Origin of the sequence: Bacillus haynesii (assembly GCF_014042035.1) — a bacterium.
GTDB lineage: Bacteria > Bacillota > Bacilli > Bacillales > Bacillaceae > Bacillus > Bacillus haynesii.
This window is the reverse complement of record NZ_CP059494.1, coordinates 53,483-69,732: the sequence shown is the minus strand read 5'-3', so window position 1 is coordinate 69,732 and position 16,250 is coordinate 53,483. Positions and strand designations below refer to the sequence as shown.

General features: G+C 47.9%; 15 protein-coding genes. 3 read left to right on the top strand and 12 right to left on the bottom strand.

Annotated features, from left to right (window positions below):
* Positions 1-82: 82 nt before the first annotated feature.
* Positions 83-619 (bottom strand): CvpA family protein, encoded by a 537-nt coding sequence (locus tag H2R00_RS00330; RefSeq protein ID WP_154997608.1) that lies wholly within the window; start codon positions 617-619, stop codon positions 83-85.
* A gap of 8 nt (positions 620-627) precedes the next feature.
* On the bottom strand, positions 628-885 hold the full coding sequence (zapA, locus tag H2R00_RS00325) for a cell division protein ZapA (RefSeq protein WP_020452506.1): 258 nt from the start codon (positions 883-885) through the stop codon (positions 628-630).
* Positions 886-1,034: 149 nt separating this feature from the next.
* On the opposite strand from zapA, the gene rnhC reads away from it, so the two are divergent.
* Together rnhC and H2R00_RS00315 are read left to right on the top strand one after the other, a co-directional pair.
* The gene (rnhC, locus tag H2R00_RS00320; protein WP_182070254.1) at positions 1,035-1,976 is read left to right on the top strand and encodes a ribonuclease HIII; all 942 of its coding nucleotides are present in this window, start codon (positions 1,035-1,037) and stop codon (positions 1,974-1,976) included.
* Between the two features lie 211 nt (positions 1,977-2,187).
* Positions 2,188-2,991 (top strand): hypothetical protein, encoded by an 804-nt coding sequence (locus H2R00_RS00315; protein ID WP_182070253.1) that lies wholly within the window; start codon positions 2,188-2,190, stop codon positions 2,989-2,991.
* A gap of 59 nt (positions 2,992-3,050) precedes the next feature.
* Here H2R00_RS00315 and pheT read toward each other — a convergent pair whose 3' ends face one another.
* The 3 genes from pheT to H2R00_RS00300 form a co-directional block, all read right to left on the bottom strand.
* Positions 3,051-5,465, bottom strand: a complete 2,415-nt coding sequence (gene pheT, locus H2R00_RS00310) for a phenylalanine--tRNA ligase subunit beta (protein ID WP_182070252.1) — start codon at positions 5,463-5,465, stop codon at positions 3,051-3,053.
* A 15-nt stretch (positions 5,466-5,480) separates the two neighbouring features.
* The gene (gene pheS, locus H2R00_RS00305; RefSeq protein ID WP_076793188.1) at positions 5,481-6,515 is read right to left on the bottom strand and encodes a phenylalanine--tRNA ligase subunit alpha; all 1,035 of its coding nucleotides are present in this window, start codon (positions 6,513-6,515) and stop codon (positions 5,481-5,483) included.
* 362 nt (positions 6,516-6,877) lie between these two features.
* Complete coding sequence (locus tag H2R00_RS00300; RefSeq protein ID WP_154995554.1) at positions 6,878-7,624, bottom strand: TrmH family RNA methyltransferase; 747 nt, start codon at positions 7,622-7,624, stop codon at positions 6,878-6,880.
* 117 nt (positions 7,625-7,741) lie between these two features.
* Between H2R00_RS00300 and sspI the strand changes: the two genes are divergently transcribed.
* Entirely contained in the window at positions 7,742-7,954 is a 213-nt protein-coding gene (gene sspI, locus H2R00_RS00295) for a small acid-soluble spore protein SspI (RefSeq protein ID WP_023855460.1), read from the top strand.
* 33 nt (positions 7,955-7,987) lie between these two features.
* Here sspI and cstA read toward each other — a convergent pair whose 3' ends face one another.
* The 7 genes from cstA to H2R00_RS00260 form a co-directional block, all read right to left on the bottom strand.
* On the bottom strand, positions 7,988-9,784 hold the full coding sequence (gene cstA, locus H2R00_RS00290) for a carbon starvation protein CstA (RefSeq protein WP_144498768.1): 1,797 nt from the start codon (positions 9,782-9,784) through the stop codon (positions 7,988-7,990).
* A 216-nt stretch (positions 9,785-10,000) separates the two neighbouring features.
* Entirely contained in the window at positions 10,001-10,276 is a 276-nt protein-coding gene (locus tag H2R00_RS00285) for a hypothetical protein (protein WP_154995556.1), read from the bottom strand.
* Between the two features lie 93 nt (positions 10,277-10,369).
* A complete protein-coding gene (gene arfA, locus H2R00_RS00280; protein ID WP_154995558.1) occupies positions 10,370-11,878 on the bottom strand; it encodes an arabinosylfuranosidase ArfA in 1,509 nt (502 codons plus the stop codon).
* 35 nt (positions 11,879-11,913) lie between these two features.
* Positions 11,914-12,756 carry a carbohydrate ABC transporter permease gene (locus tag H2R00_RS00275; protein ID WP_154995560.1) on the bottom strand — a complete coding sequence of 281 codons (843 nt, stop codon included), beginning with the start codon at positions 12,754-12,756 and terminating at the stop codon, positions 11,914-11,916.
* Complete coding sequence (araP, locus tag H2R00_RS00270; protein ID WP_154995562.1) at positions 12,756-13,700, bottom strand: arabinooligosaccharides ABC transporter permease AraP; 945 nt, start codon at positions 13,698-13,700, stop codon at positions 12,756-12,758. The genes H2R00_RS00275 and araP overlap by 1 nt, the downstream gene beginning before the upstream one ends.
* Positions 13,701-13,730: 30 nt before the next feature.
* Entirely contained in the window at positions 13,731-15,008 is a 1,278-nt protein-coding gene (gene araN, locus H2R00_RS00265) for an arabinooligosaccharides ABC transporter substrate-binding protein AraN (protein ID WP_182070995.1), read from the bottom strand.
* A 23-nt stretch (positions 15,009-15,031) separates the two neighbouring features.
* The gene (locus tag H2R00_RS00260; protein WP_182070251.1) at positions 15,032-16,237 is read right to left on the bottom strand and encodes a sn-glycerol-1-phosphate dehydrogenase; all 1,206 of its coding nucleotides are present in this window, start codon (positions 16,235-16,237) and stop codon (positions 15,032-15,034) included.
* Between the last annotated feature and the right edge of the window lie 13 nt (positions 16,238-16,250).

Genomic DNA, 16,250 nt, shown 5'->3' with positions numbered 1-16,250 from the left:
CCTACAACAAACAGGCATATCCGACAGCTTCCGAGGTTCTCAAGAGCCCCGAAAAAAAACTTCCCTACAAACAGAGAAGTTTTTACAAAGATCCGTACTGATGCAGCAGATTGTTTAACATGTTTGATAAAAACGGTGTTTTATGAATGATCAAATCAGCCATGACCGATCCGGCCATCATGTTTTGCAGGACATCGATCGGCAGAAGCGTTCCGATGAACAGAACGACAAACACGAACAGATAGATTTCCGCAAAACCGAGCACGGCTCCGAGTACTTGGTTGATCTGTTTAAGAACCGGTATGCTTGCAACGGCATCCAAAAACGATGCGGCAATTCTCAAAAGGATAATCGTCAGGAAAAAGAGAATCAAAAACGCAATCATATTGTAATAAGCGCCTTCAAGGCTTCCGTTTACAAACGCCAGCGCAGCCTGGCCGCCCGTAAAGTCGGGAGACGGAATCCAGCCGAGCTTAGGCGCAAGGTCGCCGTAATAGGTTGCTGCCACAGCGATCGCTGCGATAAACGTAACCAAACGGATAAACTGGCGGATAAACCCTCTTTTGAGTCCAATAAACAAACCGGACAAAAGCAAAATGATAATGATGATATCTAACATCGTGATGTTCAATCCTTTTCTTTAATTTGTCCTTTTAATCTCTCAAGCTCTTCCTTCAGCTTCAAATAATCGTGAACCACATTTACAGCCGTCAAAACGGCCAGTTTATTTATATCAAGGTACGGATTTTTTTCGTTGATTTCTCTCATTTTATCATCCACAATCGAGGCAACGTGCCTCATATGGCTCTTGCTCTCATCGCCGATAATTGTGAATTGCTGACCGTAGATGTCAACTGTTGTTTTCGTTTTTTGACCATCAGACAACGTTTCTCCTCCATTCCAATTATGCGAGAATCCTAGTCTATATCATAACATGTTTAGAGATTGAATGGAAAGACGAGCCCTCCGCTGTTATGATACACTTATAAAAACAATGATTTAGCGTGTTTAAGGCTAATAAAGGAGATTAGAACGTGTCACATTCTGTTTTAAAAGTTCCCCCTTCTGTTATTGAACGAATGCAAAGCTACTACGGGCCTGACATGACTTCACTTTCGGTACAGGGCGCGGTTTTCCAGGCCAAACCCCAAGGGTGCACCATTACAGCATACCGGTCAGGGAAGGTGCTGTTCCAAGGAAAAAACGCGGAAAAGGAAGCGGAGCGCTGGACGGCGGATGCTGAAACACCGGCTGCCAAAAAGCCCGTATCCAAAAAAAGCATCCCGTCCGTCTATCAGCCGCCTGAAGGCATCGGTTCCATGTCTGTGATCGGATCTGATGAAGTCGGGACAGGCGATTATTTCGGCCCGATCACTGTCGCGTGCGTATACGCTGACAAAACAAAGCTGCCGCTATTAAAGGAACTCGGTGTTAAAGATTCGAAGAACTTAAAAGATCCGCAAATCGTTCAGATCGCGCGCGACTTAATCAAGACAGTCCCTTACAGCCTGCTCGTCTTGAGAAATGAAAAGTATAATGAAATGCAGGAAAAAGGGATGAGCCAGGGAAAAATGAAGGCCCTTCTCCACAACCAGGCGATCGGCAACCTTCTCAAAAAGTTGGACGGCACCAGGCCGGAAGCGATTTTAATCGACCAGTTCGCAGAACCTGCCGTATACTTCAAGCACCTGGCAGGCAAAACCGCCGTCAAAGAACGTACATATTTCAGCACAAAAGCGGAAGGCATCCATCTTTCAGTTGCAGCGGCCTCGATCATCGCACGCTATTCATTTTTAATGGAGATGGATAAGCTTTCGAAAGAAGCCGGGATGACGCTCCCGAAAGGAGCGGGTCCGCTCGTCGATGAAGCAGCGGCAAAGCTGATTAAGAAACACGGCGAAGGCGCATTGAGGGTATTTACAAAGCTGCACTTTGCCAATACGCAGAAGGCGAAGCGGATTGCGGCGAAACGTTAAACGGTGCCGACTAGGTTGGATGAGCGGGTCCGTTGCAACTGGACCCGCATATTTCACTAAAAATTCAGAGCCCCTGCTGAATTTTGACCAGCTGTGAAATGTTTGAACCTTCTCTTCTTTATATGGTGAATCATTGACCTCTATGGATGACTATTGCGAATATCTCCGCATTCCTTCTCATACAAATCGACAGACTCAGAAAGGAGTCACCATGTCAAAAATAAAATGGATCATCACGCTCACCATATGCGCAGCTCTGGCATTTTCTCTCTTTATTTTCTTCAACAAGGCGAACTTTACAGAGGCCAGCGAAAATAAAGAAAACGGGCTTTTATTTGCCCGAAACTACATCAGCTATGTGATGGAAGACGAGACGATGTCGTTTAACATTTTCGGCCTGCAAAAAACAAACACCGGCGTTCCGATAAGCGGTGATACGGTTACATCGCTCGCTTTTGATAACGATCATATACAAATCAGCGATTACAAGGTTGAAACAGGGATTCGCCATAAAGGCTATATGCTCGTCAACATTATCGTTGACGTCCGGATCTCCAGCGATAAACCGGAAAAAACGGATCAGCTGCTGATATCTTTTAACGGATGTGATAGAGAAGCATTTCAAATCGGAAAGATCACCCTTCAAAACGAACACAATGTTCGAAGCGGCGATCTGTCGCCTGCCGGCCAGTATACTGCAGGATATCCAAAGCCGTCCTTGGACGTTCGGCTGAAAAACAATCTGGCAAAAGATATTTCCCTTGAAAAGATCACCGATCTAAACGGCGTCATGACGTATACATTTGACAAGGGGACCGCCGTTCAAGCGAAACAAAGCAAACACATCGTCGTCCCGTCTTTTGATCTGACAGGCGAATATGATTTTTATACGGTCACTCCTGTTTTACGTTATACTGCAGCAGGGAAACGTCATCAATACAGCATGCCCGGTGTACTGTACGGAGCTTTAGACTCCGATGAAGAAAAAATCGAACGGATTCTGAAGCGTCAGTAGCTTTTGACCATGTTGAAGACAAAAAACCGGTTCCCGAATGATCGGGGACCGGTTTTTCTTTATCCTCTCAATACAGCCTGATATGTGTCCTCAAGTGCCTTGAGCACTTGGTCGTGAACTTTTGTCACTTCTTCTTCGGTCAATGTTTGTTCAGGATTTAAATATTGCAGGCTGAAGGCGACGGATTTCTTGCCTTCTTCCATGTGCTCGCCTTCGTAGACGTCAAAGACATGGACTTCTTTGAGCCATTTGCCGCCTGCTGTTTTGATGACGTCCTCAAGCTGGCCGGCCGTTGTTTCTTTGTCTACAACAAGCGCGATATCCCTTGTAACAGAAGGATACTTCGGAATTGGTGTATACGTGATCTCCGGTACATCCAATCGAAGGAGCTCGTGCAGGTCCAGCTCAAACACATACGTGTCGCTCAAATCCAGCTCTTTTTCAACTGACGGGTGCAGCTGGCCGATGAAGCCGACTAATGAGCCGTTGTGCAAAATATTGGCTGTCCGCCCAGGATGAAGCTCTTTTCTTTCAGATTGAGCGAACTCGATGCCGTCGGTGATTCCGAGCTTTTCCAACAGACCCTCGACGATGCCTTTTACGACGAAGAAATCAACCGGCTTTTTCTCGCCCTGCCAGAGGTTTTTGTGCCACAGGCCTGTCACGGCTCCCGCGACGTGTTCTTTTTCGACAGGTTTCGTATGTTCTTCGGCTTTCAAGAAAACTGAACCGATCTCATAAAAAGCAGCTGAATCGGCCTGCCTTGCCAAGTTGTATGCAACCGAATCGAGCAGATTAGGGAGCAGGCTGTGCCTCAGCACGCTTCTTTCCTCGCTCATCGGCAGCGAAAGGATCGTTTTAAACGATTTTTCCAATGCGTAAGCCGTTGCTTTTTTATCGTTTGTTAATGAGTATGTGATCGCCTGGGAAAGCCCTGCCCCTTCCAAAAAGCGCCTTACTTTTCTGCGCTTGTCCTGATAAGGTGTCAGTCCGCCCGCAAAGCCTGTCACTTCAGGCAGTGTCGACGGAATGTTGTCATATCCGTACAGTCTTGCGACCTCTTCGATCAAGTCTTCTTCAATTGCAATATCGCCTCTTCTTGATGGAACCGTCACGACCAGTTCACGTTCAGCGTCTTCAACGGCAAAGCCGAGCCTTTCAAAAATGTTGACCATTTCTTCTTTGCTGATGGACATGCCGAGAACCTTCGTCACTTTATCAACGGAAAGGCGAATGACATTCTCTTTGATGTCAAGATGGTTTTTTTCAACCGTACCTTCCAAGACGGTTCCCCCGGCATACCGGCTGATCAAATCTGCCGCGCGTTCTGCAGCGAGGCGCACCCGTGCGGGATCGATGCCTTTTTCAAAGCGGATGCTTGATTCGCTGCGAAGACCGAGGTCCTTTGATGCCTTGCGAACTGTCTGGCCGTTAAAATACGCCGCTTCAAGCAGCACTGTCGCCGTATCTTCGCGGACTTCGGAGTCCGCTCCGCCCATTACGCCTGCGACAGCCTGCGGAAGAGAGCCATTTGTGATGACAAGATGCTCAAGCGTCAACGTTCTTTCTTGTTCGTCCAGCGTCGTTATCTTTTCGTTTTCGTATGCTTTGCGGATGACGACCTCTTTTGAGCCGAAGCGGTCATAATCAAACGCGTGCAGCGGCTGACCGTATTCGAGCAGCACAAAGTTCGTAATATCGACGACATTGTTATGCGGTCTGATTCCGGCATTGATCAGCTTCGTCTGCATCCAAAGCGGCGACGGGCCGATTTTGACGTCTTTAATGATTTTTGCCGCGTATAAAGGATTGGCTTCTGTATCTTCAATTTTGACGGAAATATAGTCCGCCGCTTTTTCGGCGCCTGCCTGATAAGCCGTCTCAGGGAGCTTGACTTCACGGCCGAGAATCGCAGCCACTTCATAGGCAACGCCGAGCATGTTCATGGCGTCGGCGCGGTTTGGCGTCAGTCCCAGTTCGAGAACCGCATCGTCGAGCGCCAGGCTTTGAAGGGCGTCCGCACCGGTTTCAGCATCGCCCGGGAAGACGAAGATGCCTTCCGCATATTCTTTCGGCACAAGCTTGCCTTGAATGCCAAGCTCCTGCAAAGAGCAGATCATGCCGTTAGACGCTTCCCCGCGGAGCTTCGCTTTTTTGATTTTAAAATTGCCGGGCAATACCGCACCAACCGTGGCGACAGCTACTTTTTGCCCTCTGTCCACGTTCGGAGCCCCGCAGATGATCTGGACAGGCTCTTCTTCACCGATATCGACGAGGCATTTGTTTAATTTGTCAGCGTTCGGATGCTGTTCGCGCTCCAGCACATGTCCGATGACAACGCCTTTCATTCCTTCTCCTTTATATTCGATGCCTTCCACTTCAATTCCGCTTCTCGTAATCTTTTCAGCGAGAATCTCGGGAGTCATCCCGTCTAAATTCACGTATTCCTGCAGCCATTTATATGAAACAAACATCACGCGTCCTCCTCTTTAAGCCTGTTTAAATTGAGATAAAAATCTGACATCGTTCGTATAGAAATGACGAATGTCGTCAATGCCGTACTTCAGCATTGCGATTCGTTCAACACCCATTCCAAAAGCAAATCCCTGATATTGTTTGGAATCGAATCCGGCCATTTCGAGCACGTTCGGATGCACCATTCCGGCGCCGAGAATTTCGATCCAGCCCGTTTGTTTACAAACGGAGCAGCCTTTGCCTCCGCATTTAAAGCAGGAAACATCGACTTCGACAGACGGCTCTGTAAACGGGAAGAAGCTTGGACGCAGTCTGATTTCGCGCTCTTCACCGAACATCTTTTTCGCGACCGTTTCAAGGGTTCCTTTTAAGTCGCTCATGCTGATATTGCGGTCAACACAGAGCCCTTCAATCTGCATAAACTGATGGGAGTGTGTCGCATCATCATTGTCGCGGCGGTACACTTTGCCGGGGCAGATGATTTTGACAGGGCCTTTGCCTTTATGCTTTTCCATCGTGCGCGTCTGAACAGGAGAAGTCTGTGTTCTCATCAGCGTATCTTCCGTAATATAAAAGCTGTCTTGCATATCGCGGGCCGGGTGCTCTTTCGGAAGGTTGAGCGCTTCGAAGTTATAATAATCGGTTTCTACTTCAGGACCCTCTTCCACCGAATATCCCATGCTGATAAACAAGTCTTCGATTTCTTCAATAACGATCGTCAGCGGATGCCGTGCTCCTGTTTTCACAGGGCTTCCCGGAAGCGTCACATCAATCGTCTGTTCTTTCAGCTTCCTTTTCACCTCTTCTTCCTCAAGGCGGGCATTTTTTTCGGCAATCGCCGCGGCGATTTTCTCTCTTACTTCGTTCGCCAAGGCGCCCATTTTCGGCCTTTCTTCAGCGGACAGCTTTCCCATTCCCCGAAGCACTTCTGTGATCGGTCCCTTTTTTCCCAGGTACGCAACGCGGACGTCGTTGACTTCTTTTAATGAACCAGCGGCTTCCACTTTTTCAACCGCTTCTTTCTCAAGCCGTTTCAGCTCTTCCTGCATCTTAAAAACTCCTCCTTTTATGTAGCAACCTGTTTTTTTAGGCAATAAAAAAAGCCCCTTTCATATTGAAAGGGACGAATCGTGGCCGTGGTACCACCCTTTTTTAAAACAAAGCAAAAAAGCTTTGCTGCTTACTTCATTGGCATAACGGAATGAATCCGGTTCACCTTTACACATCCCTTGAGAGACGCGGTCCCGGTGACAACTCAAGAGGTGAAGCGTTTTTCCGGCCTGTCATAAAAATGCTTGCAGTCTAAGGCATTTTCTCCCTTAATGACGGCATGTGAAAAAACGGAGCCTCTATCACTGTTTTTAAACATATTACATTCATTATAGTGAAATACATGGTCCTGTGCAACCGGTTATCCGCGGAGATGATAAAGAAGGACCGCGGCTGCGGCCGCCACATTCAGCGACTCCGCTTTTCCGTAGATCGGAACGTACAGATTTTGGTCAGTCTGTGCGAGGAGATCCGGATCGACCCCAGATCCTTCATTTCCGATCAAAAGCGCAAATGACTGTGACGGCTCCGCTTCTCTAAATGGCACGGCATCCTGCAACGCTGTGCCGTAAACCGGGACGCTTTTTCCCTTCAGCTCTTCAATCAGCTCTGAAAGCTCGCGTTTTAAAATCGGAATGTGAAAATGCGAGCCTTGAGCCGACCTGAGCGTTTTGGCATTGTAAGGGTCGACAGTGCCTTGTCCGATAACAACCGCATCGATCCCCGCTGCATCTGCCGTCCGGATGATCGTCCCTAAATTGCCCGGGTCTTGCACAGCATCCGCAAGCAGCACCTTTTCGTATTGAAATGGTCCGCTTTCGGGCATACGGCATACAGCGGCGACAGCCTGAGGCGTCTCCGTTTCGGCAATCGCCGAAAAAGCATCAGCGCTCAAAATATAGCGGGCAACAGACTCATCAATCATAGCCGGGAAGTCCGCTTCGTCTGCGACCATGATTTCTTTCACAACACCCGGTGTCTTCAGCGCTTCCTCAACAAGATGCTCGCCTTCTATTAAGAAAGTATTGGTTTTTGTCCGCTCTTTTTTTGCGTGAAGTTTTTTCCAATCCTTCACTTTTTGATTTTTAGCTGATTCAATTCGTTTCAAATCGTTTTGACTCCTTTTGTCTCGCAATAGTCACATTATATCTCATCAATGATACATAATAAACCCGAAAGCGAGGCAGAATATAGAAAATCAGATGATGAAATGGAGTGAAAAATGATGGATTTGAATTTGCGCCATGCCGTTATTGCCAATGTATCAGGAAACTCGCAAGAAGAGCTTGAGCATACGATTGTCGATGCGATCCAAAGCGGTGAAGAAAAAATGCTTCCAGGATTGGGTGTGTTGTTCGAGGTCATCTGGCAGCACGCAACTGAATCAGACAAAACCGAAATGCTCGAGACATTGGAACAAGGCTTAAAAACGAAATAAACCGGCGGCCTGAAATGGCCCCGGTTTATTTGATCATCCAGGAATAGAAGGCTCCATCCGCAAAGCCGGATCACGCCAAATCTCCGTCCATTTTTTAATGGCAGCCGCCATGATCACCAGTCCCAACAGCAGCATAATGATCGATAAAATGCCGTTTAAAACGCTGAAACCGGCAGCTTCCGCATTAAAATAAACGTTTTTGATCATCCAGTATCCCGCGTAGTTGACCGTCACATACAAATAAGCGAGCGGAATGAGGCATGTCAGCATATAACGCCGTTTGTCCGCAATTTTTAAAATGACCGTCGCTCCGATAATTAAACCGACGGATGCCATCAGCTGGTTGGATACGCCAAACAGCGCCCAAATCGAGCTGATATCGCCTGAATACAGCAAATACCCCCACATGAAACAGGCAAGGGCGCTCGCTGCGACCGAACCCGGAAGCCAGTCCGTTTTTTTCAGCGGTTTGTACACTTCCCCGAAAAAGTCTTGAATCAAATAACGCGCCACCCTTGTACCGGCATCGATCGCCGTTAAAATAAAGACAGCTTCAAACATGATGACAAATTGAAAAAAGTAAGAGGCCAAATGGCTGAAAAACGGAATATCCGTAAAAATATAAGCCATGCCGACGGCAAGGGTAACAGCTCCGCCTGTTCTTCCTTCAAGATCGAGACCGATTTCGCGGCTGAGTTCAGGCAGGTGGACGACATTCATGCCAAGCGTCCGAAAGACTTCTGGTGAACTGTTGATGGCAAAATAATCGCCCGGCTGCAAGGCCGTTGCCGCGATCAAAGCCATGATGCCGACAAGACACTCAACGAGCATCGCCCCGAAGCCGACGAATTTCATGTCGCTCCACTTATCAAGCATCTTCGGCGTCGTGCCTGAACCGACAAATGCATGGAAGCCGGAAATCGCGCCGCAGGCGATCGTAATTGAAATAAACGGCCAGACTGGACCAGGCGATACAGGTCCCCCTCCGCCCGTGAACTCGGTAAACGCCGGAAACGGAATCGCCGGATTGACGACGAACACCCCGGCAATCAAGGCGATAAACACTCCGATTTTCATAAAGCTGCTCAAATAATCGCGCGGTGCAAGCAGCAGCCAGACAGGGAGCGCCGCTGCAAAAAATGCATAGACAGGAAGTGCGACAGCAAGCGTTTTCGTATCGAGCGTCAAGGCGTCTCCAAGCGGCGTCTCCGCGATGGAGGGCCCGATGAAGACACCGGCCATCAGCAAAATAAATCCTCCGGTTGACGCTAATTTTAAGTTGCCTGTCTTTTTATAAAATAAACCGACCCCCATCGCGATCGGAATTGTAATCGCAACGGCGAACGTCCCCCACGGATTGCGTTCAAGCGCATGAAGTACAACCATCGACAGCCCTGCCATCGTGATCGTAATAATAAACAGCATCGCAAGCCCCGTGCAAAATCCCGCAACAGGCCCGAGCTCTTCTTTCGCCACTTCTGAAAGCGACTTTCCCTTCCTCCGCATGGACGCAAATAAAACGACAATATCATGCACGGCTCCCCCGATCACCGCTCCGATCAAGAGCCACAATAGCCCCGGCAAGTAGCCGAACTGCGCCGCCAAGATCGGCCCGACAAGCGGCCCTGCAGCTGCGATGGCCGCAAAGTGGTGGCCGAAAGACACCCATTTGTTCGTCGGCACATAATCTTTGCCGTCTTTCTGGAGATGGGCAGGAGTCGGCTTGTCATCATCAACCTTCAACACTTTCACCATCATAAATGTTCCGTACAAACGATAGGCGATCGCCAAAATACAGATGGAAGCGATCACAATTGTTATTGCATTCATCCAATTCCTCCCCCCTTTGTTTCTTTTTTAACATATCTCATATTTTATGTAAGCGCAATCATCTTTTTGTGCGAAGTTTTCAATCAGCTGCTTCCCGACAACCATAAACCAAGTTGACGAATAGGAATAATAAGAATAAAATAAATACAAGCTTCATCTGCAGCCTTTTTGAAGGCATCATTGGCGGATATCAACAAGATATCCGCCTTTTTTCTGTTAGCATAATGGAACGACAAAAAAATGAACGGCCATGACTAGACAAAAAGCGGCGATACCCGCGATTCGACCGGCGGTTGTCGTGACAAGCGAAGCTGAAAAATGGCGTGACAGTGAAAAAAACAGCATGGTGCCGATGAAAATAAAACCCGCCGCTAAAAGCGGCTGATCAAAAGACCGTACCCTATCGATGACCGCTGTGATAAACAGAAGCCAAAGGTATGCTAAAAATGCATACATCAAAAAACAGTAGGCAGCCGAAAAAAACGTCTTCATAGATCCTCCTCCCGTTTTATCTTATTCTTCGGCATATTTGCGGAAGCCTTTTTTCATCTAAAAAAACCGGCCTCGCCGGGCCGGTTTTTCAATTTATCGTTTTTTCATTCTGATCACATTCCAGGAAAGCTTCGGAAGGTGAGCCGTCAGCCTGCCGTCACATACTTTGGCGTCTCCTCCGCTGTGCGGAACGACGTTGTTGCGGTCTTTTTCATTCGTCGCTTTATGATCCTCGTGTTCCAGAACGATGTGCTCAGAGACGCTGTACCCTTCAAAGCTTCTCATATCGGCTTCCATTTCAAGGCTGCCGTCTGTTGCGCGGTTGACGGCAAAAACGGTTAATTCCTCGGCTTCTTCATTGAAAACAGACACGGACTCCAAGTACGGAACATCCGTAAAGTCTTTCGCATCATACTTCGGAGACGATACGGCCGTCTGCAATACCGTTCCTCTGCCGTAGACGGAAGCGTGCATAAACGGATAGAAAATGGTCTGTCGCCACGCTTCTCCTCCTTTATCTGTCATAATCGGCGCGATGACATTGACAAGCTGAGCCAGACAGGCGATTTTCACACGGTCCGCATGCTTGAGCATCGTAATCAGCATACAGCCGACGAGAAGTGCATCCTCAAAATTGTAGATGTCTTCAAGAAGGTGCGGCGCTTTCGCCCAGCGCTCGGCTTCTTTGTCTTTTTCATTCGAGTGATACCAGACATTCCACTCATCATATGAAAGGTGAATCGTTTTCTTGCTTTTCTTTTTCGCTTTCATATAGTCGCAGACTGAGATGACCGTTTTGATAAATTGATCCATATCTAGCGATCTCGCCAAATAGTTTGGAAGGTCGTTATCACGGTTTCCGTAATACGAGTGAAGCGAGATGTACTCGACGTGTTCGTACGTATGATCAAGCACCGTCGTTTCCCAGTCGATGAATGTCGGCATTCCGCTTCCCGAGCTTCCGCAGGCGACGAGCTCGATCGACGGGTCCGTCCATTTCATCACCTTTGCAGCTTCAGCGGCAAGTCTTCCGTATTCGGCTGCTGTTTTATGCCCGATTTGCCATGGACCGTCCATTTCATTGCCAAGACACCATGTTTTAATTTTATGCGGTTCCTTATATCCGTGGGATTTTCTCAAGTCGCTGTAGTACGATCCTGACGGATGATTGCAATATTCAACAAGGTTGCGTGCGGCATCAATTCCTCTCGTTCCGAGGTTGACGGCCATATTCACCTCTGCCCCGACAAGCTTTGCCCAATCCATAAACTCGTTCGTCCCGATTAAGTTCGGCTCGGTTGTCGCCCACGCTAAATCAAGTCTTGTCGGCCGCTGTTCGACAGGTCCGACCCCGTCCTCCCAGTTATAGCCCGAGACAAAGTTTCCTCCGGGATACCTGATAAATGGAACCTTCAGTTCTCTGACCAGTTTGATGACGTCTTTCCGAAAACCCGATTCGTCAGCTTCAGGATGATCAGGCTCATAAATGCCTTCGTAAACGGCTCTGCCGAGATGCTCGATAAAGGAGCCGTAAATTCGTTTATCAACCTCTGCCACCTTATATTCCTTGTCAATCGTCATCTTCGCTTTGTGTGCAGTCATGTTAAACCATTCCTTTCAAGATAATATATAGTGGATCAGCCTTTAATTCCGCCCGCCGTCAAACCTGATATAAAGTACTTCTGGAAGAACAGGAAGATAAGAATCACAGGCAGAATTGCCAGCACAGAACCCGAAATCAACATGTCATAATTGTTCCCGTACGGACTGAGCAAAGCGGACAGCCCGATTGGTAGCGTAAACATTTCTTTCGATCGTAAAACGATCAGCGGCCATAAGAAGTTGTTCCAGCTGTTTAAGGATTGAAGAATGATCATCGCTCCAAATGCCGGTTTCATCAAGGGCGCCATAATCCTGAAGTAAATGCCGAACTCTGTGCAGCCGTCCATTCTCGCGGAATCAAGCAAATCTCTCGGCAGGCCGAGCGCATACTGTCTGAAGAAAAACACAGCGACAGGCGAAACGATAAACGGCAGGATCACGCCGGCGTAAGTGTCGACAATATGAAGAGAAACCGTCATTTTAAATAAAGGCAGCATGAGAATTTCGATCGGCACCATCATGATCAGGAGCACGGCTACAAACAAGAGATTTTTTCCTTTAAAGTCGTAGACGGCAAGCCCGTATCCGACCATTGAAGAAAACAAGAGCGTCAGCACGGTGGATATCACCACGAGAATCAAGCTGTTCGAAAACCATTGAAAATAAATGCTTCCGCCGTTAAACAAGTAATTGTAATTGTCAAGGCTCAGGATTTCAGGGCTCAGCTTCAAATTCAGGCCGAAGCGCAGCAATTCCGAAGATGGTTTGAGCGAGCCAAGCAAAAGGCAGAAGAGCGGAAACACAAACAAAAAGCTTAATATTGCAAACAGCAGAAACAGAGCAACTTTCGCAATGTTGAGGCCTCCGGCAGGACGCATTAATAGCCCTCCTTTTTAAAAGATCCAGACAGCTTTAATGAAATGAGGCTGCAGATGAAAATGATGATCAAGAGCACGATGCCGAGCGCCGACCCGTAGCCCATGTTGTTGTAGGCAAGCCCCTGCTGATAAATGTATCCGACCATCGTCAGGCCGATGTTGCCCGGAGAGTTGTTCTGCCACAGCACATAGCTTTCTTCAAACATTCGGAAGCCGCCGATGATGCTGATCGTCAGCACGTAGACGCTGACGGGCTTTAAAAACGGAAGCGTAATATGGTAAAACTTCTTGAACGTGCCTGCGCCGTCGATTTCGGCAGCTTCGTACAATTCTTTCGGAACGTTCTGCAAGCCCGCCAAAAAGTACAGGACATTGATTCCCATCCATCTCCAGGATGCGAGCATCACCATTAAAAACATGCCGGTATGTTCATTGTTCAGCCAGTTGTACGGCGAAGCTCCGAGCTTAGCCAATATCGAATTCGCCAGCGATGTATCCATTTCTCCAAAAATCAGCCTGAAAATAATTCCCGCCACAATGGTTGAAGTCAGAGCCGGGATGAATAAAGCCGATTTAAACACGTTTTTAAACTTTACGAGTTTAGAATCTAAAAAGACTGCCAGAATTAGAGGAACAGGTATTAAAATCAGCAATGTCCAAAAGGTGTATTTGACGGTGTTGAATAGTGCGGTATAAAATGTAGGATTGTTTAATGCTTTATAGTTCTCCGTCCCGATGAAGCGGACTTCCCCGGGGAGAATGCTTTGAAAGCTCATGATGACGACGCTGATAAGCGGATAAAGAAAAAATATGCAGAAGGAGAGTACAAAAGGTGCTGTGAAAATATAGGGTGCGGCTTTTGCTGAATATAATAAACGTCTGATCTTTCTTTTTCTGCTCATCGGCGGAAACGAACGCACTGTATCTGTTTTAACAGTCTTCAAGTTATCGCCTCGCTTTACAGTAATGAAAGACTATTGCCCTTTCACTTCAGCTGCTGCTTTGTCCAATGCTTCTTTCGGTGTTTTGCTCTTCGTTTTGAGCGCTTCGTACAGTACGTTTCTGTTGATGAGATCGGAAGTTTTCGCATAGTCCTCAGTGAGGTAAAGCGGATTGATCTCATCTTTTATGTCAAGAAGCACGGAAAAGATGCGTTGTCCATTTTGGAAATATTCTGTATATTGATTTGGTTTTTTCAATTCGTCCGAGTCCCACACATCCCATCTGAGCGGATCGAACCCGAGCACGGTCCACAGCTTGATGTTGCCTTCTTTTGATGCTTTGGCAAATTTCAAGAAATCCTTGGCCAGATCGACCTCTTTCGCCTGTTTTGGAATCACGGTGGCCGTTCCGCCCATTCCCGCTGAGCGGTCTCCCCCTTCTTCCCATGCCGGCAGCGGTCTGATCGCGATTTTCCCTTTCAAGTCAGGCATATAATCCAAAAAACGGCCCATATACCAGATCGGCATTAAAACAGACGCCGCACCGCCTTGGTTCATAAACCCGTAGTATTCTTCACTGTGATGATTGCCTCCGGGCGTTGTGACGGCAATTTTGTCTTTCTCAATTAAAGTCTTTAAAAATTCGAGCGTTTTCACATTTGTCTCATTGTTTAATGTCAAACGCCCCTGCTGATCAAAATAACCGGATCCCTGCTGGGAAACCAGCGGCAGAAATGAATTCGGGTCGGTCGTTTCAATCGTCGTCATCGGTTTTCCGAGAGCTTTGACGACCTTTTTGCCCGCTTCCCTGTAATCTTCCCACGTTTTGATGTCATCCGGATCAACACCTGCTTTATTCATCATTTCCATGTTGTAATACATCACGGTTGTTCCGACATGGGTGTCAAGTCCGTAAAGCTTGCCGTTCTTGCTGTAGAGCGTGAGCCTCGCTTCAACAAACTTGTCGCGTTCGTCTTCCACAAGCGGCGTTAAATCTGTAAGAGGAATGTCAGAGCCCTTCAAAAAGTTCGAATAGCGCCCCAGCTCAACATCGGCAATATCTGGAACCCCTTTCCCGGCTAAAAGCGAGATTGATAAATTGTCATGCATCTGTCCATACGGATACACCACTGTATTTAATTTGATTTTTCGCTCGGGATACTTTTTGTTCCATTCTTTCACCATCTCAGCGTAAAACTGTTCATGAAGGCCGTTGAATGTCCAAAATGTCAGTTCGGTGCCGTCCGCTTGATCGGAGGCTGGACTCGCCTTGCACCCCGATAAAAGCAGACATACAGCGACCGTGACCATAAAGATAGATGAAAGGAACCTTTTCACATTTTAACCCCTTTCACGCCCGGTCCTTTGCCTAAAAGCCCTGGCAAAAGGCCGTATTGATTGATGATTTTCAGTCCCGTATACCGGTCCCTGAGCTGATGGGCGTAAGTGAGCGCTTCTCTCACCAGCTCTTCTTCAACATCGAGTTCTTTGAATGATACAGGCCCGCCGATACGCCTCATCCACTCTGCCATTTTCTCACCGTCAGGGAGCTTTTCATAAATCGAGCGAATCGCGTGCTCAGCGTGTTGATCACCCAAGCTTGCACCGATAAGGGATCGGTAAATATCAGTCAGCATGATGGCGCTACAGCCGACTTTAGCACCGTGAAGCACCTGCCGCTTATTGTTCTCCAACGCTTTCATTTCAAGGTAGTGGGAAAGGTGGTGCTCGCCGCCGGAAGCCGGCCTTGAATGATCGAGAACCAGCATGACAAGTCCTGAAAGGATCAGCGATTCCATCAATTTCTTAATCCCATCGCGTGTCTTGGCGGCGATGTCATCTATTCGGACAAGACATTGATCAAGCGCTTCTCTCGTGAGACGGCTGGCGGCCGGGCAGTACGGCTCGCCGGCAAGCAAGCGGGAAATTTCCCAATCCGCAAGCGACGTCACCTTACCGAGCATATCGCCAAAACCTGCGGCTACCATGTTCTGCGGCGCTTGACACAAGAGATCCAAATCGGCAAAAAGTGCAATCGGCGCTGTCGTTTGAACCGTCTGTTTCTTTCCTTTTAAAATCAGCGGTACGCCGGCTGAAGTAAAACCGTCAACCGACGGAGCCGTAGGAACCGAAATAAACGGGATGCTTCGCTGATAGGCGCAAAACCTGACGATGTCATGAATCGTGCCCGCTCCGACCGCAATAAGTACATCCGCATCAATCGGTACACCGATCAATGCACTCACCAACGTTTGTTCATCTGCCGTCACATCACCCGCTTCATTAGCTTCCAGCAGAACCGGAACCGTTTCAGCCGTTTCCTCAAGAAGAGCCGCAATCCGCTTGCCGGCTATCCGTCCGGTCGTTTCATCATAAATGACAGCGGCTTTTTTATAGGAAGCCGATTTCACGAAAGCGGGCAGCTCTTGCTCAACAGCATTGTCGCCGATCGTGATTTTTTCCACTGTAAGCGGGTAGTGAACGGTTCCGCATTCGCATGCGCCCAAAGTTTTTTTTACATAAGAGATCATGTCATTCATTGGCAGCTTCCCT

Excerpts from the sequence above, each read along its gene's own strand:
- H2R00_RS00275 (WP_154995560.1), bottom strand. The coding sequence starts at position 12,756 with ATGCGTCCTGCCGGAGGCCTCAACATTGCGAAAGTTGCTCTGTTTCTG.
- pheT (WP_182070252.1), bottom strand. The coding sequence starts at position 5,465 with ATGTTTGTTTCATATAAATGGCTGCAGGAATACGTGAATTTAGACGGG.
- H2R00_RS00260 (WP_182070251.1), bottom strand. The coding sequence starts at position 16,237 with ATGAATGACATGATCTCTTATGTAAAAAAAACTTTGGGCGCATGCGAA.
- H2R00_RS00330 (WP_154997608.1), bottom strand. The coding sequence starts at position 619 with ATGTTAGATATCATCATTATCATTTTGCTTTTGTCCGGTTTGTTTATT.
- cstA (WP_144498768.1), bottom strand. The coding sequence starts at position 9,784 with ATGAATGCAATAACAATTGTGATCGCTTCCATCTGTATTTTGGCGATC.
- araN (WP_182070995.1), bottom strand. The coding sequence starts at position 15,008 with ATGGTCACGGTCGCTGTATGTCTGCTTTTATCGGGGTGCAAGGCGAGT.
- arfA (WP_154995558.1), bottom strand. The coding sequence starts at position 11,878 with ATGACTGCACACAAAGCGAAGATGACGATTGACAAGGAATATAAGGTG.
- H2R00_RS00285 (WP_154995556.1), bottom strand. The coding sequence starts at position 10,276 with ATGAAGACGTTTTTTTCGGCTGCCTACTGTTTTTTGATGTATGCATTT.
- H2R00_RS00315 (WP_182070253.1), top strand. The coding sequence starts at position 2,188 with ATGTCAAAAATAAAATGGATCATCACGCTCACCATATGCGCAGCTCTG.
- pheS (WP_076793188.1), bottom strand. The coding sequence starts at position 6,515 with ATGCAGGAAGAGCTGAAACGGCTTGAGAAAGAAGCGGTTGAAAAAGTG.
- sspI (WP_023855460.1), top strand. The coding sequence starts at position 7,742 with ATGGATTTGAATTTGCGCCATGCCGTTATTGCCAATGTATCAGGAAAC.